Source organism: Pseudomonas vanderleydeniana, from assembly GCF_014268755.2.
Taxonomy (GTDB): domain Bacteria; phylum Pseudomonadota; class Gammaproteobacteria; order Pseudomonadales; family Pseudomonadaceae; genus Aquipseudomonas; species Aquipseudomonas vanderleydeniana.
This window is the reverse complement of sequence record NZ_CP077093.1, coordinates 3203182-3223220: the sequence shown is the minus strand read 5'-3', so window position 1 is coordinate 3223220 and position 20039 is coordinate 3203182. Positions and strand designations below refer to the sequence as shown.

The window sequence follows — 20039 nt, the reverse complement described above, 5'->3', positions numbered from 1 at the left end:
CCCACATTGTGGCGAGCGGGCTTGCCCGCGCTGGGCTGCGCAGCAGCCCTGAAGCCAGTCACCGCATGCCGTCAGGTATTTCGCGTTGGCTGAGGTCAGGGCTGCCTTGCAGCCCAACGCGGGCAAGCCCGCTCGCCACAATGTTTACTCCCACTCAAGCAATGCCTTGAGGTCGTGGTACAGCGCCTCAGGAATCTCCACGCCCTCTTCCCGGCTGCGCACCCGTGCCTCATACCGACGCTGCGAAGGCAGCCGCGCGCCCTGCCCCTGGATGCTCTCGAACACCTGCTCGGCCCGTGCCAGGTGCTGCTCGGTAGCGCCCCCGAGAAACCGTTGTGGATCGAGGGCAATGATCAGTTCCCCATGGTAAGGCGATGACTTGCTGCCCGCGTCGTGCGCCAGCGACTCGGCACTGGTCAGGTCGCCAATCAGCGGCCCGGCGATCAACTCGACCATCGCTGCCAGTGCCGAACCCTTGTGCCCGCCGAACGTCAGCATCGCTCCAAGGTCCAGCACCACATTCGGGTCGGTACTCGGTTGCCCCTGGGCATCCACGCCCCAACCTTCCGGGATGGCCTTGCCGGCCCGCCGATGCAGTTCGATCTCGCCGCGGGCGATGGCACTGGTGGCAAAGTCGAAGACAAACGGTTCACGCCCCGGACGCGGCCAGCCAAAGGCGATGGGGTTGGTGCCGAACACTGGCCGGTTGCCACCGGCGGGCGCTACCCAGGCATGGCTCGGCGTGAAGGCCAGCGCCACCAACCCGGCCTCGGTCAACTGCTCGATCTCGACCCACAACGCGGAAAAGTGCACACAGCGATTGATCGCCAGTGCCGCTATCCCGTTGGCTCGGGCCTTGTCCACCAGCAACGGCAGACCGGCCTGGAAAGCCAGTTGGGAAAACCCGCCAGCGGCGTCGACCCGCACGATCGACGGGGCCTGGTCGATCACTTCGGGCGCCGCATCGGCCTCGACCTTGCCCGCCTTGCGTGAGGCGACACAGCCAAGTACCCGGTACAAGCCATGGGAAGCACAACCGTCGCGTTCGCCAGCGGTCACCGTATCGGCGACGGCATTGGCATGGGCGGGGCTGAAACCGTTGTGCAGCAGGATGGATTTGGCCAGGTCATGGGCTTGGTCCAGCGTCAGTCGAGTCATGGGGCGCTCCTGGAGAAAGAGCTCCAGCGTTGCCTATCGGCCCGCCCCAAGCTTGATCGGTTTGCCCGGCGACCGTGACGAATTCGGCACAACCGCCGCGCCTGACTCAATGTTTCACGGGTTTGAGTTCAATGATCTTGCCGTTGGTGATGGCCACCAGCACGTACTGGTTCTTGATCTTCACCCACTGGCTGTCTTCCTCCGGCGCATGCAGGCCACGCTTCTTCCAATCGTGCAGCGCCTCCGACTCACGCTGGTAGACCGCTGGAGCGCGGTCGCCCACCACCAACTCGCCGCTGCTGAACGTGGATGGAACCTTTTCCTCGGTGGACTGTGCCGCCTGCAGCGGCAGTGTGACGGTGGCCGAACAGGCCAACAGGGACAATCCGGCAATCAGGGATTTCACGGTCATGGACGACTCCTTGGTTCAAGACGGATGCAAAGGGTCTGACCGCGGCTCGGGAAAATCATTCGATTCCATGGCATCGACGAAAAGCGGATGCAAGAACGCCACTCGAATGAGTGGCGTTCCTGTGAGACTCAAAGTCGATCGGGTCGCTTACAGCGCCATGTCGGACTTCGGATCCTCAGCCTTCGGCTTGTCGGTCGCAGCAGGGGCTGCAGCCGGCGCCGCCGCGGTCTGGCCGATCACCGGAGGGGTGGTCAGTTGCAGGATTTCGGCGGTGTAGTTCCACTCTTTCTGCACGGCTTCAGGGCTGCCGTTGAGCTTGGTGCCGTAGCTAGGAATGATCTGGTGCAGCTTTTCCTGCCAGGCAGGGGTCGCCACCTTGTCCTTGAACACCTTTTCCAGCACGTTCAGCATGATCGGCGCTGCGGTCGAGGCACCAGGCGATGCACCCAGCAGGCCGGCGATGCTGTTGTCCTTGGCGGCCACCACTTCGGTGCCGAGTTTCAGGACACCGCCCTTCTCTTCGTCACGCTTGATGATCTGCACGCGCTGACCGGCCTGCCACAGGCGCCAGTCTTCTTTCTTCGCCTCTGGGAAGTACTCTTTGAGGGCGTTGAAGCGGTCGTCATCCGACATCATCAGTTGGCCGCCCAGGTACTGGACCAGGTCGAACTGATCGATACCCACGCGGGTCATCGGCCAGACGTTGTGGGTGGTGGTGCTGGTCAGCAGGTCGAAGTACGAACCGTTCTTCAGGAACTTGGTGGAGAAGGTCGCGAATGGGCCAAACAGGATGACGCGCTTGCCGTCCAGCACGCGGGTGTCCAGGTGCGGAACCGACATGGGCGGTGCACCGGTCGAGGCGATACCGTAGGCCTTGGCCATGTGCTTGAGGGCGATGTCCTGGTTGTCGGTCACCAGGAACGAACCACCGACCGGGAAGGCGGCGTAGTCGTTGGCTTCCGGGATTCCGGACTTCTGCAGCAGGTGCAGGGCGCCGCCACCGGCACCGATGAACACGAACTTGGCGTCGGCTGCGGTTTCGCTGCCGTCCTTCAGGTTCTTGTAGGTAACGTGCCAGGAGCCGTCTTCGTTACGCTTGATGTCCTGCACTTCGCTGGACAGCTTCAAGGTGAAGTTGGGCTGCTGCTGCAGGTGAGCGACGTACTGGCGGGTGATCTCGCCGAAGTTCACGTCGGTGCCGATCGGAGTCCAGGTCGCGGCGATCTTCTGCTTGGGATCGCGCCCTTGCATCATCAGCGGAACCCACTTCTTGATCTGCTCCTGGTCTTCGGTGTACTGCATGCCGCTGAACAGCGGGCTGGTCTGCAGTGCGGCGTAGCGATCGCGCAGGAACTTGACGTTGTCGTCACCCCACATGAAGCTCATGTGCGGCGTGGAGTTGATGAACGAGTGCGGGTTCTTCAGCACACCCTGACGCACCTGCCAGGACAGGAACTGACGGGTGATCTGGAACGACTCGTTGATCTCGATCGCCTTGGTGATGTCGATCTTGCCGTCCTTGCCGTACGGGGTGTAGTTCGACTCGGCCAGGGCGGAGTGACCGGTACCGGCGTTGTTCCAGCCGTTGGAGCTTTCTTCGGCCACGCCGTCGAGACGCTCGACCATCTCCATCGACCAGTCAGGCTGCAACTCGTTCAGCCAGATACCCAGGGTCGAACTCATGATCCCGCCGCCGATCAGCAGCACATCGACCTTCTTGGATTCGGCCGCGAACGAGGACGATGCCCCGATCGACAAGGCCAGGCCCAATAGCGCCGTGTTCACTTTCTTAAACATATTGTCATACCTACGATAGAACGCCATCCGCTCCTCCGCTCTCACTCATGCAGGGCCGCGACGCACGGAAAACACCGTGGACTCCCGCACTCGAAAAAACTGGAGGATGGGCACACAAGGCCGCCATGACTGGTTCGGCCTCACTTTTTATGTCGCTCCTGCGCTGACTTCTTATCGTTGTTGGCTTCAGCTGACTTGAGTGACACGAATTCTGTTGGTGCGTAATCGCACTCACTGGGGCTCCGACACCTTTCGACGAACCCGCCGCTTGGTGACCGGGAGGTCGCCAAATACGCGGCTTTGACGGCAGTCGGGCTCCGCAGGACACGAAGAGACTGGCCAGCATCAATGGTGGCAGAAATGCCATTGTCTACTGCATGCGCAAATACGTCAAAAAAAGTGTCGTTTTCCTACCTTTTTTCGACCAAAGACTGACATCCATTTGACAAAAAGCGTGGTAGTTGAGCCTGGCATCCCTGCAAGGTCCGCGAATGCGCCAGTGGCAACAACGCCGCCATAGACGACTTCAAACTGTCATCACTTCTTTATAAGTTCGCCATCTCCAGTCCGTACTGTCGCCATCCAATGAGATCGATCTCAAGGACGCGACCATGACCGATTTGAAAGAAGTAGCCCGCCTGGCCGGCGTTTCCCGAGCCACGGCGGCCCGCACCTTCGCCACTCCCGAGGTGGTGCGCCCGGCGACGCGCGAGCAGGTCTTCGCCGCCGCCCGCGAGCTGGGCTTCCGCCCCAATCACCTGGGGCGCCAACTGCGCCTGCAACAGACCAACCTGATCGGCGTGGTGGTGCCCAACCTGCTCAACCCGGTATTCGCCGAGCAGTTCCAGGCCATGGAGCGCGCCGCCAGTGCCTGGGGCTACAACCTGCTGCTGGCGACCACCGACTACGCCGCCGAGCGAGAAAGCGCGGTGGTCGAGGAACTGCTGCGCCAGCGGGTCGACGGCCTGGTCCTGACCGTCACCGACGTCGAGCACAACAGCCTGCTCGAAAGCCTGGCCTGCGAAGACACCCCGTTCGTGCTCGCCTACCACCAGCCGGACAACACTGATTACTGCGCCGTCTCGGTCGACAACCGCGCCGGCATGGCCCTGGCCACCCGCTACCTGCTGGAGGCCGGCCATACCCGCATCGGCATGGTCGCCGGCCCCGCCCTGCAATCGGACCGTGCGCGCCTGCGCTACGCCGGCTATTGCGACGCTCTGCAGGAACACGGCCTGACGCCCTTGCCGGTGATCGAGATGCCGGCGCACATTCGGGCGGACTTTTCCGCCATTGAGCCGCTGCTGCGTAGTCCACAGCGCCCCAGCGCACTGGTCTGCTCCAACGACCTGCTGGCGATCAGCCTGATCGCCGAACTGCGACGCAACGGCTGGGGGGTTCCCGAGCAGTTGTCGGTGATCGGCTTCGACGGCATCGCCATCGGCACCCAGATGCACCCGAGCCTGTGCAGCGTGGTCCAGCCGATCACCACCCTGGCGAACACCGTGATCGAACACCTGCTGGCCCGCATCAACGGCGCCAGCCCTACATCCCAGTGCCTGCCCTGCCATATCCGCCCCGGCGAAAGCATGCGCCCCTACGAGGAAACAGTTCATGACCCAGTCCATCATGACCAGGCTCAGTAAGACCCTGGCGGCCCTGCTGCTCGGCGGCCTCACCGGCCTCGCCCACGCCGCCGAGACCGCGATCTGCTACAACTGCCCGCCGGAATGGGCCGACTGGGGCAGCCAGCTCAAGGCGATTGCCGACAACACCGGCGTGCAGGTGCCGCTGGACAACAAGAATTCCGGCCAGGCCCTGGCGCAACTGGTGGCCGAGCGCGCCGCGCCGGTGGCCGACGTGGTCTACTACGGTGTGACCTTCGGCCTGCAGGCACAGCAAGCCGGGGTCCTGGGTGAGTACAAGCCCAGCCACTGGGACGAGATTCCTGCCGGTCTCAAGGACCCGGCCGGCCATTGGTTCGCGATTCACTCCGGCACTCTCGGCCTGATGGTCAACGTCGACGCCCTCGGTGGCTTGCCCGTGCCACAAAGCTGGGCCGACCTGCTCAAGCCCGAATACAAGGGCATGGTCGGCTACCTCGACCCGTCCAGTGCCTTCGTCGGCTACGTCTCGGCCGTGGCGATCAACCAGGCCATGGGCGGCACACTGGACAATTTCGCCCCGGCCATCGAGTACTTCAGGAAACTCTCGAAAAACGCCCCGATCGTACCCAAGCAGACCGCCTATGCGCGGGTACTCTCGGGTGAACTGCCGATCCTGGTCGACTACGACTTCAACGCCTACCGCGCCCGCTACAAGGACCAGGCCAACGTCGATTTCGTGATCCCGAAGGAAGGCAGCCTCAGCGTGCCTTACGTGATGAGCCCGGTCGGCAACGCGCCGCATCGCGCCAATGCCGAGAAGGTCCTCGACTTCGTGCTCTCGGACCAGGGCCAGGCTCTCTGGGCCAACGCCTACCTGCGCCCGGTCCGGCAGATGAAGATGCCGCCGGAAGTGGCCGCACGCTTTCTGCCGGACAGCGACTACGCCCGCGCCGGGGTGGTTGACTACCAGCACATGGCCGCCGTGCAGGAAGCCTTCGCTGCCCGCTACCTGAGCGAGGTGAAGTAAGTGTCGGTGGTGCTCGACGAGCTGCTGGCCAACCCGCCCCGCGCCTGGCCACGATTACGCCTGCCCTCGGCGGCGAGCTGGGCGCTGGCGCCGGCCATGGCCCTGCTGCTGGCGTTCTGGTTGTTGCCGCTGGCCCACCTGGTGCTGCTCGGTGCTGACAGCCGCGGTGCCGGCGACAGTGGCTACTGGCAGGTGCTGAGCAGCCCACAGTACCTGGAAAGCCTATTGCAGACCGTCCTGCTGGCCGCGCTGACCACCCTGGCCGCACTGCTGGTGGGTGGCATCAGCGGCGTGTTCCTGGCTCGCCAACAGTTCTTCGGCCGTTCGCTGCTGGTGGCGCTGCTGACCTTTCCCCTGGCCTTTCCGGGCGTGGTGGTGGGTTTCCTGGTGATCCTGCTGGCCGGTCGCCAGGGCCTGTTCGCCCAGCTCGGCCTGCAACTGGCGGGCGAGCGCTGGATCTTCGCCTATTCGCTGGCCGGCCTGTTCCTCGGCTACCTGTACTTCTCCATCCCCCGGGTGATCCTGACCGTGATGGCCGCCTGTGAAAGCCTCGACCGCAGCCTGGAGGAAGCCGCCCGCTCTCTCGGCGCCGGTCTCTGGCCGGTGGTACGCGATGTGATCGTGCCGGGCCTGGCACCGGCGCTGGTGTCCTGCGGGGCGATCTGCTTCGCCACCTCGATGGGTGCCTTCGGCACCGCCTTCACCCTCGGCACCCGGCTCAACGTCACCCCGGTGGCGATCTACAACGTGTTCACCAACTACGCCAACTTCAGCGTGGCCGCCGCGCTGTCAGTGGTGCTCGGTGGCGTGACCTGGATCGTATTGCTGCTGGCCCGGCGCCTGGTCAAGCAGTCGGGGAGCGTACGGTGAAACGTTCGAATCTGTTCTTCGCCCAACTGGCGTTCACCCTGCTGGTGTGCGCCTTCATGCTGGTGCCGGTGCTGTTGTCGCTGCTCGCCGGGCTGACCCGCAACTACTTCCAGGGCCCGTCCAGCGGCCTGACCTTCGCCTGGCTGGCCCAGGTCTGGCAGGCCTATGCCGGTACCGTCTGGTTGTCCCTGCAACTGGCCCTGGCCTGCGCCCTGTGCGTCTGCGTGATCGGCGTACCGGCCGCCTATGCCCTGGTGAAGATGAACAACCGCTTCAGCCGTGCCTTCGAGGAACTGATGGTCTTGCCGGTGGCAATGCCGGGCCTGGCCAGTGCCCTGGCACTGCTGCTGACCTACGGCCAGTTCGGCGCCTTTCGCGGCAGTTGGCTGTTCATCCTGGTCGGGCACGTGCTGTTCACCCTGCCCTTCCTGGTGCGCCCGGTGATGGCGGTGATGCAGCGCCAGCAGTTGCCACTGCTCGAAGAGGCTGCCGCCAGCCTCGGCGCCGGTCCGTGGCAGCGCTTCTTCAGCGTCGTGGTGCCCAACAGTCGTGCCGGCATTCTTGCCGGGGTGCTGATGGTGATCACCCTGTCCCTCGGTGAGTTCAACCTGACCTGGATGCTGCACACGCCGATGACCAAGACCCTGCCTGTCGGCCTGGCCGACAGCTACGCCTCGGCACGGCTGGAGGTCGCCAGTGCCTACACGCTGATCTTTCTCTTGCTGATCGTGCCGCTGCTGATTGCGGTCCAGGCCCTCAGCGCCCGTCTGTCCCGTGGAGAACGCCCATGACCGGCACCCCGATTCGCCTGCAAGGCTGCCGCAAGACCTTTTCCGATGGCACGGTTGCCCTGTATCAGTTGGACCTGGAGATCGAGCCCGGTGAGATCCTGGCGATCCTCGGCCCGTCCGGCTGTGGCAAGACCACCACCCTGCGCCTGATCGCCGGCCTGGAGCGCCCTGACCGCGGCCAGGTGCACTTCGGTCAGCAGGATGTCACCGCCCTGCCCATCGAGCGGCGTGACGTCGGCATGGTGTTTCAGAACTATGCGCTGTTCCCCAACCTCAACGTCGCCGACAACGTGGTCTATGGGCTCAAGGTCCGTGGCGTCGTCGCCGCCGAGCGCAAGCGCCGCTGTGCCGAACTGCTCGAGTTGGTGGGCCTGGAAAGCTACGGCCAACGCAGTATCCATGAGCTGTCCGGTGGTCAGCGCCAACGCGTCGCCCTCGCCCGCGCCCTCGCACCAAGGCCGCGCGTGCTCTTGCTCGACGAGCCGTTGGCGGCGCTGGACGCCCAGTTGCGCGAACGCCTGCGCAGCGAGCTCGACCAACTGCTGCGTAGCCTGGGCATCACCTCGGTGTTCGTCACCCACGACCAGGGTGAAGCCATGGCCCTGGGCGACCGCATCCTGGTGATGGAACAGGGCCGCGTCGCGCAACTGGGTACGCCAAGGGAGATTTACCAGCGGCCGGCCAACGCCTTCGTCGCCGGCTTCGTCGGCAACCTCAATGCGTTCACCGTGCTGGACTACCCCCGCGACGGCCTGCGGGTCGAAGGCGGCGAACTGCCCTGGAGCGGCCCACAGCAACCCACCACGGTCTATTGCCGTCCCGAGCACCTGCGCGTCATGGAGCACGGTGCCGGGCATCTGCGCGGGCGCCTGCTGGGGCAGTTCTTCCAGGGTGCCCAAAGCCGCCTGCTGGTCGATATTGGCGCCACGCAACCGCTGCTGGTCGACAGCCGCGACGCACAGATCCACTCCACCGGCGCGCCGATTTCCCTCGCCATCGAGCCCCAGGCGTTGTTCACCCTGCAATCGTGAATGATTTCCCCGTACGAGAGGTTTCCTTGAATTCTTCGTTTCTCATCGCCCAGATCAGCGACCTGCACCTCAAGGCCGGGCAACGCCTGACCTATGGCGTGGTCGACACCCTCGCCGCCTTGCGCCGCGCCATCGAGCACCTGAACGCGAGCGTCCCGCGTCCGGACATCGTGGTGATCAGTGGCGACCTGGTGGACTTCGGCCGGGCCGACGAATACGCCGTGCTCGCTCCCGAGCTGGCACGCCTGCCAATGCCCTGCTACCTGGTGCCCGGCAACCATGACCAACGCGAACATATGCTGGCCGGCCTGCCTGCGCATCGCTACCTGCCACGTTCGGCAGGGGGGCCGTTGGACTGGGTGGTGGACGAGCATCCGGTGCGCCTGATCGGCCTGGACTCGACCACCCCCGGGGCCCATGGCGGCAGTCTCACCGACGCGCAACTCGATTGGCTCGACGAACAACTGGGCTTGCGTCCCGAGGTACCGACCCTGTTGATCCTGCACCACCCGCCCTTTATCACCGGCATCGGGCACATGGACCGCGAGTCATTCCAGAATGCGCCGGGGCTGGAGGCGGTGATCGCCCGTCATCAGCAGGTCGAACGCCTGCTCTGCGGGCACCTGCACCGCCCCATGCAACGGCGCTTTGGCGGGAGTGTCTGCTGCGTGTGCCCGGGCACGTCCCACCAGATCGTTCTCGACCTGCAGGAAACGGCGCCGGCACACTTCAACCTGGAGCCCGCCGGCTACCTGCTGCATGCCTGGCATCCGCAACGTGGGCTGGTGACGCATAACGGGGTGTTCGGAGAATATGCGGGGCCGTATCCGTTCTACGATGAGCATGGGTTGATCGACTGAGCCTGGACCCAGCAAACAGTGACCATTTGATACTACCCTTCGGTACTATCCGGAATCTTTCTGGATGACTGAAGGTACGAAGTGGATTTCACTCCTCTCATCGCGCAACTCTGCCAGCAGTTTGCCTGGACAGTCGCGTTCTTCCTGCTACTCGGCCTGCTCAGGAGTCCCCGGGCCAAGGGCCAGATCGGTGAACAGCTGGTACGTCTGTTCGCCTTCTTGCAGCTGGACAAGCGAAGCTACCGGCGCCTGCACTCGGTCATCACCTTGGTCGGCGGCAGCACCTTCAAGACCGCGATGCCCGCCAACGTCACCCAGGGCAGCCGAGGCTCTGAGTGCGCTGGTTGTACTTGAAGCCGAGTCGGTTGATCGTTCCCACGCTCTGCGTGGGAACGTCTTGCAGGACGTTCGGTGTCCGCTCTCGAGGTGACGCCGAGCGTCACTGGCGGCATTCCCACGCAGAGCGTGGGAACGATCAAAACTTTGCGCTCAGGTCATCGATCTGGAAACGCACGTCGCAGGGCTGGCAGATGTTTTTTCACCAGGGCACGCCAACCATCCCCTGATCGTTCCCACGCTCTGCGTGGGAACGTCTTGCAGGACGCTCGGCGTCCGCTCTCGGGGTGACGCCGAGCGTCACTGGCGGCATTCCCACGCAGAGCGTGGGAACGATCAAAACTTTGCGCTCAGGTCATCGATCTGGAAACGCACGTCGCAGGACTGGCAGATGTTTTTTCACCAGGGCACGCCAACCACCCCCTGATCGTTCCCACGCTCCGCGTGGGAACGTCTTGCAGGACGCTCGGCGTCCGCTCTCGGGGTGACGCCGAGCGTCACTGGTGGCATTCCCACGCAGAGCGTGGGAACGATCAAAACTTTGCGCTCAGGTCATCGATCTGGAAACGCACGTCGCAGGGCTGGCAGATGTTTTTTCACCAGGGCACGCCAACCATCCCCTGATCGTTCCCACGCTCTGCATGGGAACGTCTTGCAGGACGCTCGGCGTCCGCTCTCGAGGTGACGCCGAGCGTCACTGGCGGCATTCCCACGCAGAGCGTGGGAACGATCAAAAGCCTCGGGCCGCCCCGTGCAAAGCCTGGAAACCGGCGGTATGTGAACGACATCCATTAACATGTTATCTTTATAGCCGTCGCCTCCAAAGGCGGCGACAGTGCACTCATTACAAGAACAAGCGTGCAGAGGTAGAACATGAAAGGGCTCGCCCAGAACGATGATCGCTTTCAGGGACGCGAGGGTTTCGGGCAATGGGAACATGCCTTGCAGGCCCACTGCGGTGCATTTCAATGTGAACCGCCGCCAGGCCGCGAGATTGCCGGATTTTGCGGGCAGATCATCTCCCCCGCCTTCGATTCGACCCGTGTCGGCGCACGAATCATCAGCAACAGCCCACACATCCACCGCAGCCACCACGACATCCGCCAGGACGACAATGACTGTTTCTTCCTCGTCCATCAGGCCAGCGGCAGCGCCCTGATCGAGCACGGCGAACAACGGAACCTGCTGCATCCCGGCGACCTGGTGCTGCTCGATGCCACCCGCCCCTGCGACATTCGTTTCCAGGGCATGGCTGGCCAGTTGTCGCTGATCCTGCCGCGCAACACAGTGCAGCGTCTGGCATCAGGGCGTCGCCTGCTGCTCAACCGTACACTGCGTGCCGATTCGGCGCCGGGACGGATCGCCGGCGCGCTGGTCAGCGAACTGTTCGAAAGCAGCAGCGACAACTCCGAGGAGACCGAAGCGATGATGGACGCACTGCTGCGTCTGATTCGGCCCCTGGTCAGTGAAGACATGCGCCAACCCTCTTCCTGTGCCCCACGCACCCAGGCCCAACTGCTGAACAAGGTGCGACAGGCGATCAACGACAGCCTCGCCAACCCCGAACTGAGCCCGTTGTCGCTGGCCCAGGCCATGGGCTGTTCGCTGCGCACGCTGCATCGACTGTTCGCCCATGAGGGCATCACCCTTGGCCGCTACATCATGGAGCGGCGCCTGGAGCGCTGCGCCGAGACGCTGTCGCGGCACACCGATAAACAGAAGATCTCGAGCATTGCCTTCGACTGCGGCTTCAGCGACCTGAGCCACTTTTCCCGAGCCTTCAAGGCCCGTTACGGTCAGTCCCCGAAGGACTATCGCACGGCCTCTGGCAACTGAAACACGCAGCCGGCTCCAAGGACCGGCTGCGGCCCCTCAGACTTCGCTCAACACCCGCCCCAGGTTCTGGTAGACGACAGGCCGCCGCCAGCGCAGGTAGCCGGCCAGCAGCAGGCCGGACGCCGCGATCCCGAGCATGCCCAGCGGGATCAGCTGATTGAAGACCGACTCGCCACCGGTCAGCAGCGCCATGTTGAGGACGATCAGGTAGATGCCGTAGCCCAACGCCCCCGCACTCAACAGCGGGGCAATGCATCGCTGCCAGAGATTGCTGCCCCTCGCATCACGGCGGAAGAAGGCAATGACGGACACCGAAGCCATCACCTGCACGGCCAGGATGCCAAGCGTGGCCGGCGCACTGCCCAACGGCAGCACCTGGGTGATCGGATCCGCGCCCTGTACTCCACAGGCGGCAATGATCAACAACGCCAGTGCGGTCTGGACGGTACTCGCCAACCAGGGCGTTTGATGCTGCGCGTGGGTGACCGCGAACATCCGTGGCAGTACCCGTTCCCGCCCCAGGGCGAACAGGTAGCGCGACAAGGAATTGTGGAAGCTGAGCAACACGGCGAACAGGCTGGTGATCAGCAGCACATGGATCGAATCACCGAGCAGCGGCCCGACCCAGTCGTTCGCCAGGCGAAACCATACCGCCCCCGGGTCCTGTTCGATGAAGGCCGTTGCGTTGGATGGCCCGATGGCGACGATCATCAGCCACGACGACAGGGCATAGAAACCCATGATGATCAGCAGCGCGAGGAACGTCGCGCGCGGCAGGGTCTTGTGCGGATCACGTGCCTCTTCGGCATAGATGGCCGTGGTCTCGAACCCCATGAAGGCCCCTCCCACGAACACCAGCGCCGCACCCAGTCCCGGGGCCAGCACGTTCGATGGCTGCAACGGCGCCAGGCTGAAGCCCTCGGGCCCGCCATGATGGGCCACCACGGCCAGGTCGAAGACAGCAATGACCACCAGTTCGGCGAGCATCAACCAGGTCAGGAAACGCCCGTTGAACTCGACGTTGCGGGTACCAAAACCCAGGATCAGCAACGCATAGCCCATGCTCGCCACCCACCAGGGAAGGCTGATGCCGAAACTCTCCAGCGCCTGGGCGGTAAAAAAGCCGATCAGGCCATAGCAGGCGATCTGCATCCCGGCGTAGGCCGTGATGGCCAGGAACGCCGAGGCGGTACCGCATGGCCGCCCCAACCCACTGGAAACGTAGGCGTAGAACGCCCCGGCATTGCGGATATGCCGGCCCATGGCGACGAACCCCACCGCGAACAACAGGTACACCAGTCCCGCCAGCAGAAACACGCCCGGCAGTCCTATGCCATTGCCCATCAGGATCGCGGTGGGCACGACGCCGACCAGCCCGGTCAGCGGTCCATTGGTGGCGATCACGAAAAACACGATGCTCCACATGCCCAGGGCATTCTTGCGCAACGTGCCGGTTGTTTGAACATTCGCACTCATGGCATTCATCCGCCGTTATTGAAGTTGTTGTGTCCGAACTCGGAGACGATCGGGAGGCCAGCTTAAAAGCGCTCCTCCCAAGACGTCTTGGCGATGAGTGCCAGTGCTTGACTGGTAGTGACAAAGGGTCGACACGCTTGCCTTTTATATATGGACATCCGTATATTCGACTATCCATATACAAAGGCAGTTCCCGTGATCACTCCTCCCGAGCTTTTCAAGAACCTGGCTGACGAGACACGTGCCCGTGCCACCCTGCTGATCGCCAAGCTTGGCGAGCTGTGCGTCTGCGAGCTGATGTGTGCCCTGAATGACAGCCAGCCGAAAATCAGCCGTCACCTGGCGCAGTTGCGCAGCAGTGGCCTGCTGCTGGATCGCCGCCAGGGCCAGTGGGTGTATTACCGGCTCAACCCCCAATTGCCTGCCTGGGTGCACGAAATGCTGCAGGTCACCCTGCGGGCCAACGCCGAGTGGCTACAGGACAACGCTGCTCGCCTGCACGACATGGACGACCGTCCGGTTCGCAACAGCGCCTGCTGCTGACCAGCCTTTCGGCTCTGGCCCCACGCCAGGGTCCCTGACATCCGCCCCCGCGAGGAAACTTTCATGCGAGTCCTGTTCATGTGCACGGCCAACAGTTGCCGCAGCATCCTTTCCGAAGCCCTGTTCAATCACCTGGCACCCCAGGGGTTCGAGGCCGTGAGCGCCGGCAGTTTCCCCAAGGGGCAGGTGCTGCCACGCAGCCTCACCACCCTGCAACAGGCGGGTATCTCCATAGAAGGCCTGAGCAGCAAGGGCAATGACGCGTTCGAGGACAACCCGCCGGATATCGTCATCACCGTCTGTGACAAGGCGGCGGGAGAAACCTGCCCGGTGTATTTCGGCCCAGCGCTGAAGTCCCACTGGGGACTGGAAGACCCTTCCGATGTCATTGGCGACGAAGCCTCGGTCGATGCCGCCTTCCACGCCACGCTCAGCCGGATCGAGGAACGCTGCAAGGCGTTCTTCGCCCTGCCCTTCAACACGCTTGGGCGCGACGAACTCAAGCACGAACTGGACCGTATCGGCGCTCTTTGAGCGGGAGTAACACATGTCGGAACAACTGCCCAACCTTGACCATTCACTGTTCGACGCAGCACCGGCCGCCAGCCGCACCAGCAGCCACAAACCCCGTATCCTGCTGCTTTACGGCTCGACGCGCGAACGCTCCTTCAGCCGTCTGCTGGTGGAAGAAGCCGCGCGCCTGCTGGAACACTTCGGCGCCGAGACCCGCACGTTCAACCCCTCTGACCTGCCTCTGCCTGACGATGTGCCCGTCGAGCATCCCAAGGTGCAGGAGCTACGCGACCTGGTGCAGTGGTCCGAAGGTCAGGTCTGGTGTTCACCGGAACGCCATGGAACCCTGTCTGCGGTGTTCAAGGCGCAGATCGACTGGATCCCCCTGGCGCTCGGGGCCGTGCGCCCTACTCAAGGCAAGACCCTGGCTGTCATGCAGGTCTGTGGCGGTTCGCAATCGTTCAACGTGATCAACCAACTGCGCGTGCTTGGCCGCTGGATGCGCATGTTCACCATCCCCAATCAATCTTCGGTGCCCAAGGCCTACCTGGAGTTCGACGATACGGGACGCATGAAACCTTCGGCCTACTACGATCGCGTGGTCGACGTGATGGAGGAGTTGGTGAAGTTCACCCTGCTGCTGCGTGACCAGCAGGAACACCTGGTGGATCGCTACTCGGAGCGCAAGGAGAGTGCCGAACAACTCTCCAGGCGTGTCAATCAGCGCGCGATCTGAAGCCCTCAGCCCCATCGAAATCCGAGGCAAATCCCGGTTACCTGTGCCACTGTGGCGATGGTCATGGCAAGCTCCAGCGGAGCGCGCCATGACCAGGAACAGGCGGCAAACCGTCACCATCTACCGGGAGCATGCAATGGATCTGAAGTTCAGCCACGTGGACGTCCTGGTCAAGGACCTTGAGGCGGCCTGCGACTACTACGCCCGGATCCTCCAGGCCAGGATCTCGACGACGCAGGTCTGGGACCGCGGCGGCCTGCATGTGCGCTACGCCGTTGCCCTGATCGGGCAGGAGCGCTTCATGCTGGTCCAGCCACTGAAGGGCAATCTGAGGCAACTGCTGGACACCGTGGGCGAAGGCATGATCTATCGCCACTGCTACACCACGCCGGATATCGAACGGGCCTACGACGAACTGGTCGCCTGCGGTGTCCAGCCCGAAGACGAGAATGGCAATCCCCTGACCCGTGAGGACCTGCAGTCGCCCTCCGGGACACGCATCCTCTGGTTGCCCAAGCGCTTCGGGCACTTCTCCCTAGAGATACTCGAAGAGAAGACGCTCGAAGCCTTCATCGAGAAGGTGTTTGCCTGAGGCCGGGCTGGCGGCCATCGAAGGCTGGGCGAGGTCGGACTGGCTTCCAGGCAATCGGTGCCAGAAGCAGCACGAACAGCAGGAACCCGACCTGTGACAGGTAGAATGTCTCCAGCACTGCCGGTGCAGCGCCACATAAACCGTGTTGTGAAGCACATCGGCGACAATGATCACTGCGGTAAGCATGATCCCCGGTCGAGGCCTGATGAACAGCAGCACGGCGGCCAGTTGGTGGCCGCCCATTTCTGACTCACAGTTCGTTGGCTGGCCGGCCAACCTGCCTGTCCGGTGTCACTCGGGCGACACGACGTCCTGTCAGTCAGACTCCCCACCCTAACCCCAATGACTTGTGCAATGCGGCAAAATCCTTGAGCAGTTGCGCATCCCCCGCCACCCGGTTCTGCTGGGCATCGAACCGTGTCCGTTCGGCATCCAGCCAATCCAGCGTGCTCGCCGTGCCGGCACGGTAGCGTTGCCGGGTCAACTGCGCGGCTCGCTCGGCACTGGCCTGGATGCCACGCAGCATCACCACATGCTCGCGCTGCTGCCCATAACGGGCCAAGGCGGTATCGGCGTCGCGCAAGGCGCCCAGCACCGTGCTGCGATATTGCGCAAGGGCCACATCGCGTCCGGCCTCGGCCCCTTCGACACCGGCCTTGACCCGACCGAAATCCAGGGCGTTCCAGGTCAGGCGCGGGACCACCAGCCAGGTTGCATTGTCCTTGCGGGCCAGATGCCCGGGGTCACCGGCACTGAACCCCAGATCGCCATACAGGCTGAGCTTGGGAAACCAGTCGGCGGTTTTCTCGCCGATCTGCGCGTTGGCCGAGGCCAGCTGGCGCTCGGCAGCACGGATGTCCGGACGCGCCTTGAGCATGGCCGCCGGATCGGCGAGCGGCACCTGGGCCGGCACGCTTGGCAATGGCCGCGCGGACTGCAGGCGACTGTCCAGAACGCCCGGTTCGAGGCCACACAGCGTGGCCAACTGGTCCAGTGATTCGATGATCTGTGCCTGCAACGGCATGCGCTGGGAACGGGTGGTATCGGCCTGGGTGATGACTTGCTCCAGTTGCAGCTGGCTGGCGACACCACGACTGCGACGCTGGCGGGTCAACTCCAGGACCTGCTGTTCCAGCTCACTGGAAGCATCGACCAGGGCCAGCCGCTGCTGGCGATCGCGCAGGTCGACGTACGCCTGCACCACTTCAGCCGCCAACTGCACCTGGGCATCGGCCAACTGCGCGGCGCTGGCACCGGCACTGGCATCGGCGGCCTCGATCGCCCGACGGGTGCCACCGAACAGGTCGGCCTCCCAGCTGGCATCGAAGTCAGCCAGGTAAAGGCTCAACGGCCCTCGTCCGCCACCGCCACCTTCACCACCACTGAACTGGCTGATATCCGGTGAGCGCATGCGCAGCATGGTCGCGTTGGCCGAAAGCTTCGGCCGCCCGGCCGCCTGTTCGCTGGCCAGGCCCGCACGCGACTGGCGCAAGCGCGCCTCGGCCTCGGCGAGGCTCGGGCTGTTGCGCAGGGCCTGGCGCACCAGGTCGTCGAGCTGGGCGTCGCCCAGGTCATGCCACCAATCGGCAGGCGCCGGCGCACCGCTGTCGAGCCCGGCGGCATGCGGCAAGTGACCGGCGGCCAGGGTCTGTTCGGCCACGGTCGGTGCCCCCTGGTAGTCAGGCCCCACGGTGCAACCCGCGGTCGCGGCCAGCACGGCGATGGCCAAGACAGTCTTTCGAATCATTGTGCAGCACCTTGGGGTTTGCGGGACTTGAGGATCAGGGCCAGGGGAATGCAGGCCAGTAATGCCAGCCCCAGCAACAGGAAGGCTTCGCTGTAGGTCATCACCAGCGCCTCACGGGCGATGGTCTGGGCCAGTTGCCCGAGCGACTGCATCTGCGCATGGGCCTGGTCGCCACCACGGGCCATGAACGCCGCCGTGCTGGCCGCCATCTGGTCCTGGACCAGCGTGCTGTTGGCATTGACCGACTCACGCAGCATGGCATCGTGAAAATGCTCACGCCGGTCGATCAGCACACCGATCAGCGCCAGGCCGATCGAGCCGCCCAGGTTGCGCGCCATGTTGTAGAGCCCGGCGGCATCGCCGGCCTCCTCGGTCCTGACTGCCGACATGGAGGCCTGGTTGAGCGGCATCATCGCCAGGATCTGGGCAAAGCCACGCATGAGTTGCGATCCCCAGAAATCGTGGCCGACGCTATCGGCCGTGATCGTCACGTCGAGCAGGCAACTGATACAGAACAGCGCCAGGCCGACGCTGACCAGCCAGCGGGCCGGGTAACGGCCGAGCAACCGGGGTAGGAACGGCATCATCAGGAACGCCGGTATCCCGGACAGCAGCATGATCGAACCGGCCTGCTGGGCGTTGTAGCCCGAGACATTGCCAAGAAACTGCGGCAGCAGATAGGACACGCCATAGATGCCGGCCCCGACCACCGAGACGATCAGAATCACGCTGGCGTAGTTGGCATTGCGCATCAGGCTGAGACGGATGATCGGCTGCCGCGAAGTGATCTGGCCGAGGGTGATCAGCACGAAGCCGAGCACGGTCAGCAGGCTCAGCCAGAGGATCATCGGCGAGTCGAACCAGCGCTCGCGCTGGCCCTCCTCCAGCACCACGGTCAGGGAACTGAGGCCGATGGTGAGACCCACGATGCCCAGCCAGTCGGCCTTGAACAGCCGATCGAGATCGACCTTGTCCGGTTTCAGGCCGGTCCACAGCAACGTTACCAGGGCGATGCTCACCGGCAGGTTGAGGAAGAAGCACCAGCGCCAGCTGGCGTTCTCGGTCAACCAGCCGCCCACCACGGGCCCCAGCAGCGGTCCGAGCAACACGGTCAGGCCGAAGGCACTCATGCCGATGGGCAACTGATGCTGCGGCAATCGGGTGCGGATGATGGTCTGCGCGGTGGGAATCATCGCCCCGCCCGCGAAACCCTGACCGATACGCCCGGCGATCATCGCGCCGAGACTTTCGGAGGCACCGCAGTACATCGAGAACAGCGTGAACAGGATAGCCATGGCCATCAGGAACCGGCGCAGGCCGAACACCCGGGTCAACCAGGCCGCCAGCGGAATCATGACGATTTCCGACATCAGGTAGCCGGTACTGATCCACGTGCCCTCGGTACCGGTCGCGCCGATCTGGCCCTGGATCTGCGGCAACGCCGAGTTGGTGATGGAAATGTCCAGGGTCGCCAGCAACGCGCCGAGCGAACCGGCGACCACGGCGATCCAGTCGGCCAGGGCGGCATTGGCCGGGCGCGCGTCGGCGCTGGCCGTCCCATGCAGGGTCTCAGCCATGCTTGGCATCCGCAGCACCCTGGGTGTCGACATCGACGGTCACCGACAAGCCCGGCAGCAGCACCGGGCGCAGCGCCTCGGGAATGTCGAGAACGATACGCACCGGTACCCGCTGGACGATCTTGGTGAAGTTGCCGGTGGCATTGGAGGGCGGCAACAGCGCGAACTGCGCCCCGGTACCGGGCGAGATGCTGTCGATGTGGCCATTAAGCGCCTGGCCCGGCAACGCATCGACATGCACGGTCACGTCCTGCCCCGGACGCATGGCGCCAACCTGGGTTTCCTTGAAGTTGGCCGTCAGGTACAGCGACTGCACCGGGACGATGGTCATCAGCCGGGTACCTGGCTGGGCGAACTGCCCCACCCGTACCGTCCGATCGGCGACCCGGCCGCTGATCGGACTCTTGAGCAGCGTGTCGCCCAGGTCGATATCGCTCTGCCGGGCACTGGCCTGGGCCACCGTCAGTTGCGCCTGGGCCTGCAACAGTTGCGCCTTGAGCGTACCGATGCGCACCTTCGCTGCACGCAGCGAGGCCTGGCGCGAGATCAGGGTGGCGTTGGCACGGGACTGTTCGTTGGTCAGGCTGGCCAGCCGCTCCTCGGTCTCGGCCCCTGAGCGGGCCAATGGCGCATAGCGCTGGACCTGGCCACGCGCGTGACGCAAGTCGGCCTCGGCCCCGGCCAGCTCGGCCTGCGCCTGAGCGATAGTTGCATCCTGTTCGGCCAACTCGGCTTCGGCGCGGGCGACATCGGCCTCACGCGCCTTGATCGTGGCGGCCGATTGCTCCGCTGCCGCCTGGTAGTTGCCGCGATCCAGGCGCGCCAGCGGCTGGCCGGCCTCGACCTGCTGATTGTCGGCCACCAGCACCTCGGCGACATAACCGCCGACCTTGGGCGCGATGGTCATGCTGTCGGCCTGCAGGTAGGCGTCATCGGTGGTTTCAATGAAACGACCGACGCGATACCACTGCACGCCCCAGATCAGCGCGCCCACCGTCGCCAGCGCAGCGAGCCCCAGCAGTACCCGTTTCGGGTTGCGGCGCCCGGCCAGGGGTTGCGGGGTGGAAGTCACAGGTTGCGTAGGGTGTTGCTGATCAAGCGGGCGATGGGCGGACATGCGTGCCAGGTTC

General features: G+C 64.1%; 18 protein-coding genes and 1 pseudogene. 12 read left to right on the top strand and 7 right to left on the bottom strand.

The window, feature by feature from the left end:
• Positions 1–144: 144 nt before the first annotated feature.
• The 3 genes from HU752_RS14575 to mqo form a co-directional block, all read right to left on the bottom strand.
• Complete coding sequence (locus HU752_RS14575) at positions 145–1158, bottom strand: Ldh family oxidoreductase (RefSeq protein ID WP_186685468.1); 1014 nt, start codon at positions 1156–1158, stop codon at positions 145–147.
• 106 nt (positions 1159–1264) lie between these two features.
• Positions 1265–1570: an RcnB family protein gene (locus HU752_RS14570; RefSeq protein WP_186685466.1), complete on the bottom strand. Its 306-nt coding sequence runs from the start codon at positions 1568–1570 to the stop codon at positions 1265–1267.
• A gap of 147 nt (positions 1571–1717) precedes the next feature.
• Positions 1718–3367, bottom strand: a complete 1650-nt coding sequence (mqo, locus tag HU752_RS14565; RefSeq protein ID WP_186685464.1) for a malate dehydrogenase (quinone) — start codon at positions 3365–3367, stop codon at positions 1718–1720.
• Between the two features lie 611 nt (positions 3368–3978).
• Here mqo and HU752_RS14560 point away from each other — a divergent pair.
• The 8 genes and pseudogenes from HU752_RS14560 (at position 3979) to feaR (ending at position 11725) form a co-directional block, all read left to right on the top strand.
• The gene (locus HU752_RS14560) at positions 3979–5013 is read left to right on the top strand and encodes a LacI family DNA-binding transcriptional regulator (RefSeq protein ID WP_186685462.1); all 1035 of its coding nucleotides are present in this window, start codon (positions 3979–3981) and stop codon (positions 5011–5013) included.
• Positions 4997–6001: an ABC transporter substrate-binding protein gene (locus HU752_RS14555; RefSeq protein ID WP_186685609.1), complete on the top strand. Its 1005-nt coding sequence runs from the start codon at positions 4997–4999 to the stop codon at positions 5999–6001. The genes HU752_RS14560 and HU752_RS14555 overlap by 17 nt, the downstream gene beginning before the upstream one ends.
• 96 nt (positions 6002–6097) lie before the next feature.
• Complete coding sequence (locus HU752_RS14550) at positions 6098–6871, top strand: ABC transporter permease (RefSeq protein ID WP_186685607.1); 774 nt, start codon at positions 6098–6100, stop codon at positions 6869–6871.
• Positions 6868–7662, top strand: coding sequence for an ABC transporter permease (locus HU752_RS14545; protein ID WP_186685444.1), 795 nt, complete (start codon positions 6868–6870; stop codon positions 7660–7662). Before HU752_RS14550 ends, HU752_RS14545 begins: the two co-directional genes overlap by 4 nt.
• Positions 7659–8693 (top strand): ABC transporter ATP-binding protein, encoded by a 1035-nt coding sequence (locus HU752_RS14540; RefSeq protein WP_186685442.1) that lies wholly within the window; start codon positions 7659–7661, stop codon positions 8691–8693. Before HU752_RS14545 ends, HU752_RS14540 begins: the two co-directional genes overlap by 4 nt.
• A 26-nt stretch (positions 8694–8719) precedes the next feature.
• Entirely contained in the window at positions 8720–9553 is an 834-nt protein-coding gene (locus HU752_RS14535) for a phosphodiesterase (protein ID WP_186685440.1), read from the top strand.
• Between the two features lie 81 nt (positions 9554–9634).
• Positions 9635–9814: pseudogene (locus tag HU752_RS14530) on the top strand (nuclease); the annotation flags it as partial.
• Between the two features lie 948 nt (positions 9815–10762).
• The gene (feaR, locus tag HU752_RS14525; protein WP_186688588.1) at positions 10763–11725 is read left to right on the top strand and encodes a transcriptional regulator FeaR; all 963 of its coding nucleotides are present in this window, start codon (positions 10763–10765) and stop codon (positions 11723–11725) included.
• A 36-nt stretch (positions 11726–11761) separates the two neighbouring features.
• Here the strand turns inward: feaR and HU752_RS14520 are convergent, their stop codons facing one another.
• Entirely contained in the window at positions 11762–13201 is a 1440-nt protein-coding gene (locus HU752_RS14520; RefSeq protein WP_186688586.1) for an APC family permease, read from the bottom strand.
• A gap of 150 nt (positions 13202–13351) precedes the next feature.
• On the opposite strand from HU752_RS14520, the gene HU752_RS14515 reads away from it, so the two are divergent.
• The 4 genes from HU752_RS14515 to HU752_RS14500 all read left to right on the top strand — a co-directional run bounded on the left by HU752_RS14515 (position 13352) and on the right by HU752_RS14500 (position 15585).
• Positions 13352–13744, top strand: a complete 393-nt coding sequence (locus HU752_RS14515; protein ID WP_189656800.1) for a metalloregulator ArsR/SmtB family transcription factor — start codon at positions 13352–13354, stop codon at positions 13742–13744.
• A gap of 63 nt (positions 13745–13807) precedes the next feature.
• Positions 13808–14278 (top strand): arsenate reductase ArsC, encoded by a 471-nt coding sequence (locus HU752_RS14510; RefSeq protein ID WP_186688582.1) that lies wholly within the window; start codon positions 13808–13810, stop codon positions 14276–14278.
• Between the two features lie 13 nt (positions 14279–14291).
• A complete protein-coding gene (gene arsH, locus HU752_RS14505; protein WP_186688580.1) occupies positions 14292–14993 on the top strand; it encodes an arsenical resistance protein ArsH in 702 nt (233 codons plus the stop codon).
• Positions 14994–15129: 136 nt separating this feature from the next.
• Complete coding sequence (locus tag HU752_RS14500) at positions 15130–15585, top strand: VOC family protein (protein ID WP_186688593.1); 456 nt, start codon at positions 15130–15132, stop codon at positions 15583–15585.
• Positions 15586–15904: 319 nt separating this feature from the next.
• On the opposite strand, the gene HU752_RS14495 is transcribed toward HU752_RS14500, so the two are convergent.
• The 3 genes from HU752_RS14495 to HU752_RS14485 are packed head-to-tail and all read right to left on the bottom strand — an operon-like array spanning position 15905 to position 20026.
• Entirely contained in the window at positions 15905–17332 is a 1428-nt protein-coding gene (locus HU752_RS14495) for an efflux transporter outer membrane subunit (RefSeq protein WP_186688565.1), read from the bottom strand.
• On the bottom strand, positions 17329–18909 hold the full coding sequence (locus HU752_RS14490) for a DHA2 family efflux MFS transporter permease subunit (RefSeq protein WP_186688562.1): 1581 nt from the start codon (positions 18907–18909) through the stop codon (positions 17329–17331). Before HU752_RS14490 ends, HU752_RS14495 begins: the two co-directional genes overlap by 4 nt.
• A complete protein-coding gene (locus HU752_RS14485; protein ID WP_186688559.1) occupies positions 18902–20026 on the bottom strand; it encodes an HlyD family secretion protein in 1125 nt (374 codons plus the stop codon). Before HU752_RS14485 ends, HU752_RS14490 begins: the two co-directional genes overlap by 8 nt.
• Between the last annotated feature and the right edge of the window lie 13 nt (positions 20027–20039).

Coding starts and splice junctions, on each gene's coding strand:
- HU752_RS14555 (WP_186685609.1), top strand. CDS start 4,997: ATGACCAGGCTCAGTAAGACCCTGGCGGCCCTGCTGCTCGGCGGCCTC.
- HU752_RS14500 (WP_186688593.1), top strand. CDS start 15,130: ATGGATCTGAAGTTCAGCCACGTGGACGTCCTGGTCAAGGACCTTGAG.
- HU752_RS14550 (WP_186685607.1), top strand. CDS start 6,098: ATGGCCCTGCTGCTGGCGTTCTGGTTGTTGCCGCTGGCCCACCTGGTG.
- HU752_RS14540 (WP_186685442.1), top strand. CDS start 7,659: ATGACCGGCACCCCGATTCGCCTGCAAGGCTGCCGCAAGACCTTTTCC.
- HU752_RS14570 (WP_186685466.1), bottom strand. CDS start 1,570: ATGACCGTGAAATCCCTGATTGCCGGATTGTCCCTGTTGGCCTGTTCG.
- arsH (WP_186688580.1), top strand. CDS start 14,292: ATGTCGGAACAACTGCCCAACCTTGACCATTCACTGTTCGACGCAGCA.
- HU752_RS14515 (WP_189656800.1), top strand. CDS start 13,352: ATGGACATCCGTATATTCGACTATCCATATACAAAGGCAGTTCCCGTG.
- feaR (WP_186688588.1), top strand. CDS start 10,763: ATGAAAGGGCTCGCCCAGAACGATGATCGCTTTCAGGGACGCGAGGGT.
- HU752_RS14485 (WP_186688559.1), bottom strand. CDS start 20,026: ATGTCCGCCCATCGCCCGCTTGATCAGCAACACCCTACGCAACCTGTG.
- HU752_RS14560 (WP_186685462.1), top strand. CDS start 3,979: ATGACCGATTTGAAAGAAGTAGCCCGCCTGGCCGGCGTTTCCCGAGCC.
- mqo (WP_186685464.1), bottom strand. CDS start 3,367: ATGTTTAAGAAAGTGAACACGGCGCTATTGGGCCTGGCCTTGTCGATC.
- HU752_RS14510 (WP_186688582.1), top strand. CDS start 13,808: ATGCGAGTCCTGTTCATGTGCACGGCCAACAGTTGCCGCAGCATCCTT.
- HU752_RS14490 (WP_186688562.1), bottom strand. CDS start 18,909: ATGGCTGAGACCCTGCATGGGACGGCCAGCGCCGACGCGCGCCCGGCC.
- HU752_RS14495 (WP_186688565.1), bottom strand. CDS start 17,332: ATGATTCGAAAGACTGTCTTGGCCATCGCCGTGCTGGCCGCGACCGCG.
- HU752_RS14520 (WP_186688586.1), bottom strand. CDS start 13,201: ATGAGTGCGAATGTTCAAACAACCGGCACGTTGCGCAAGAATGCCCTG.
- HU752_RS14575 (WP_186685468.1), bottom strand. CDS start 1,158: ATGACTCGACTGACGCTGGACCAAGCCCATGACCTGGCCAAATCCATC.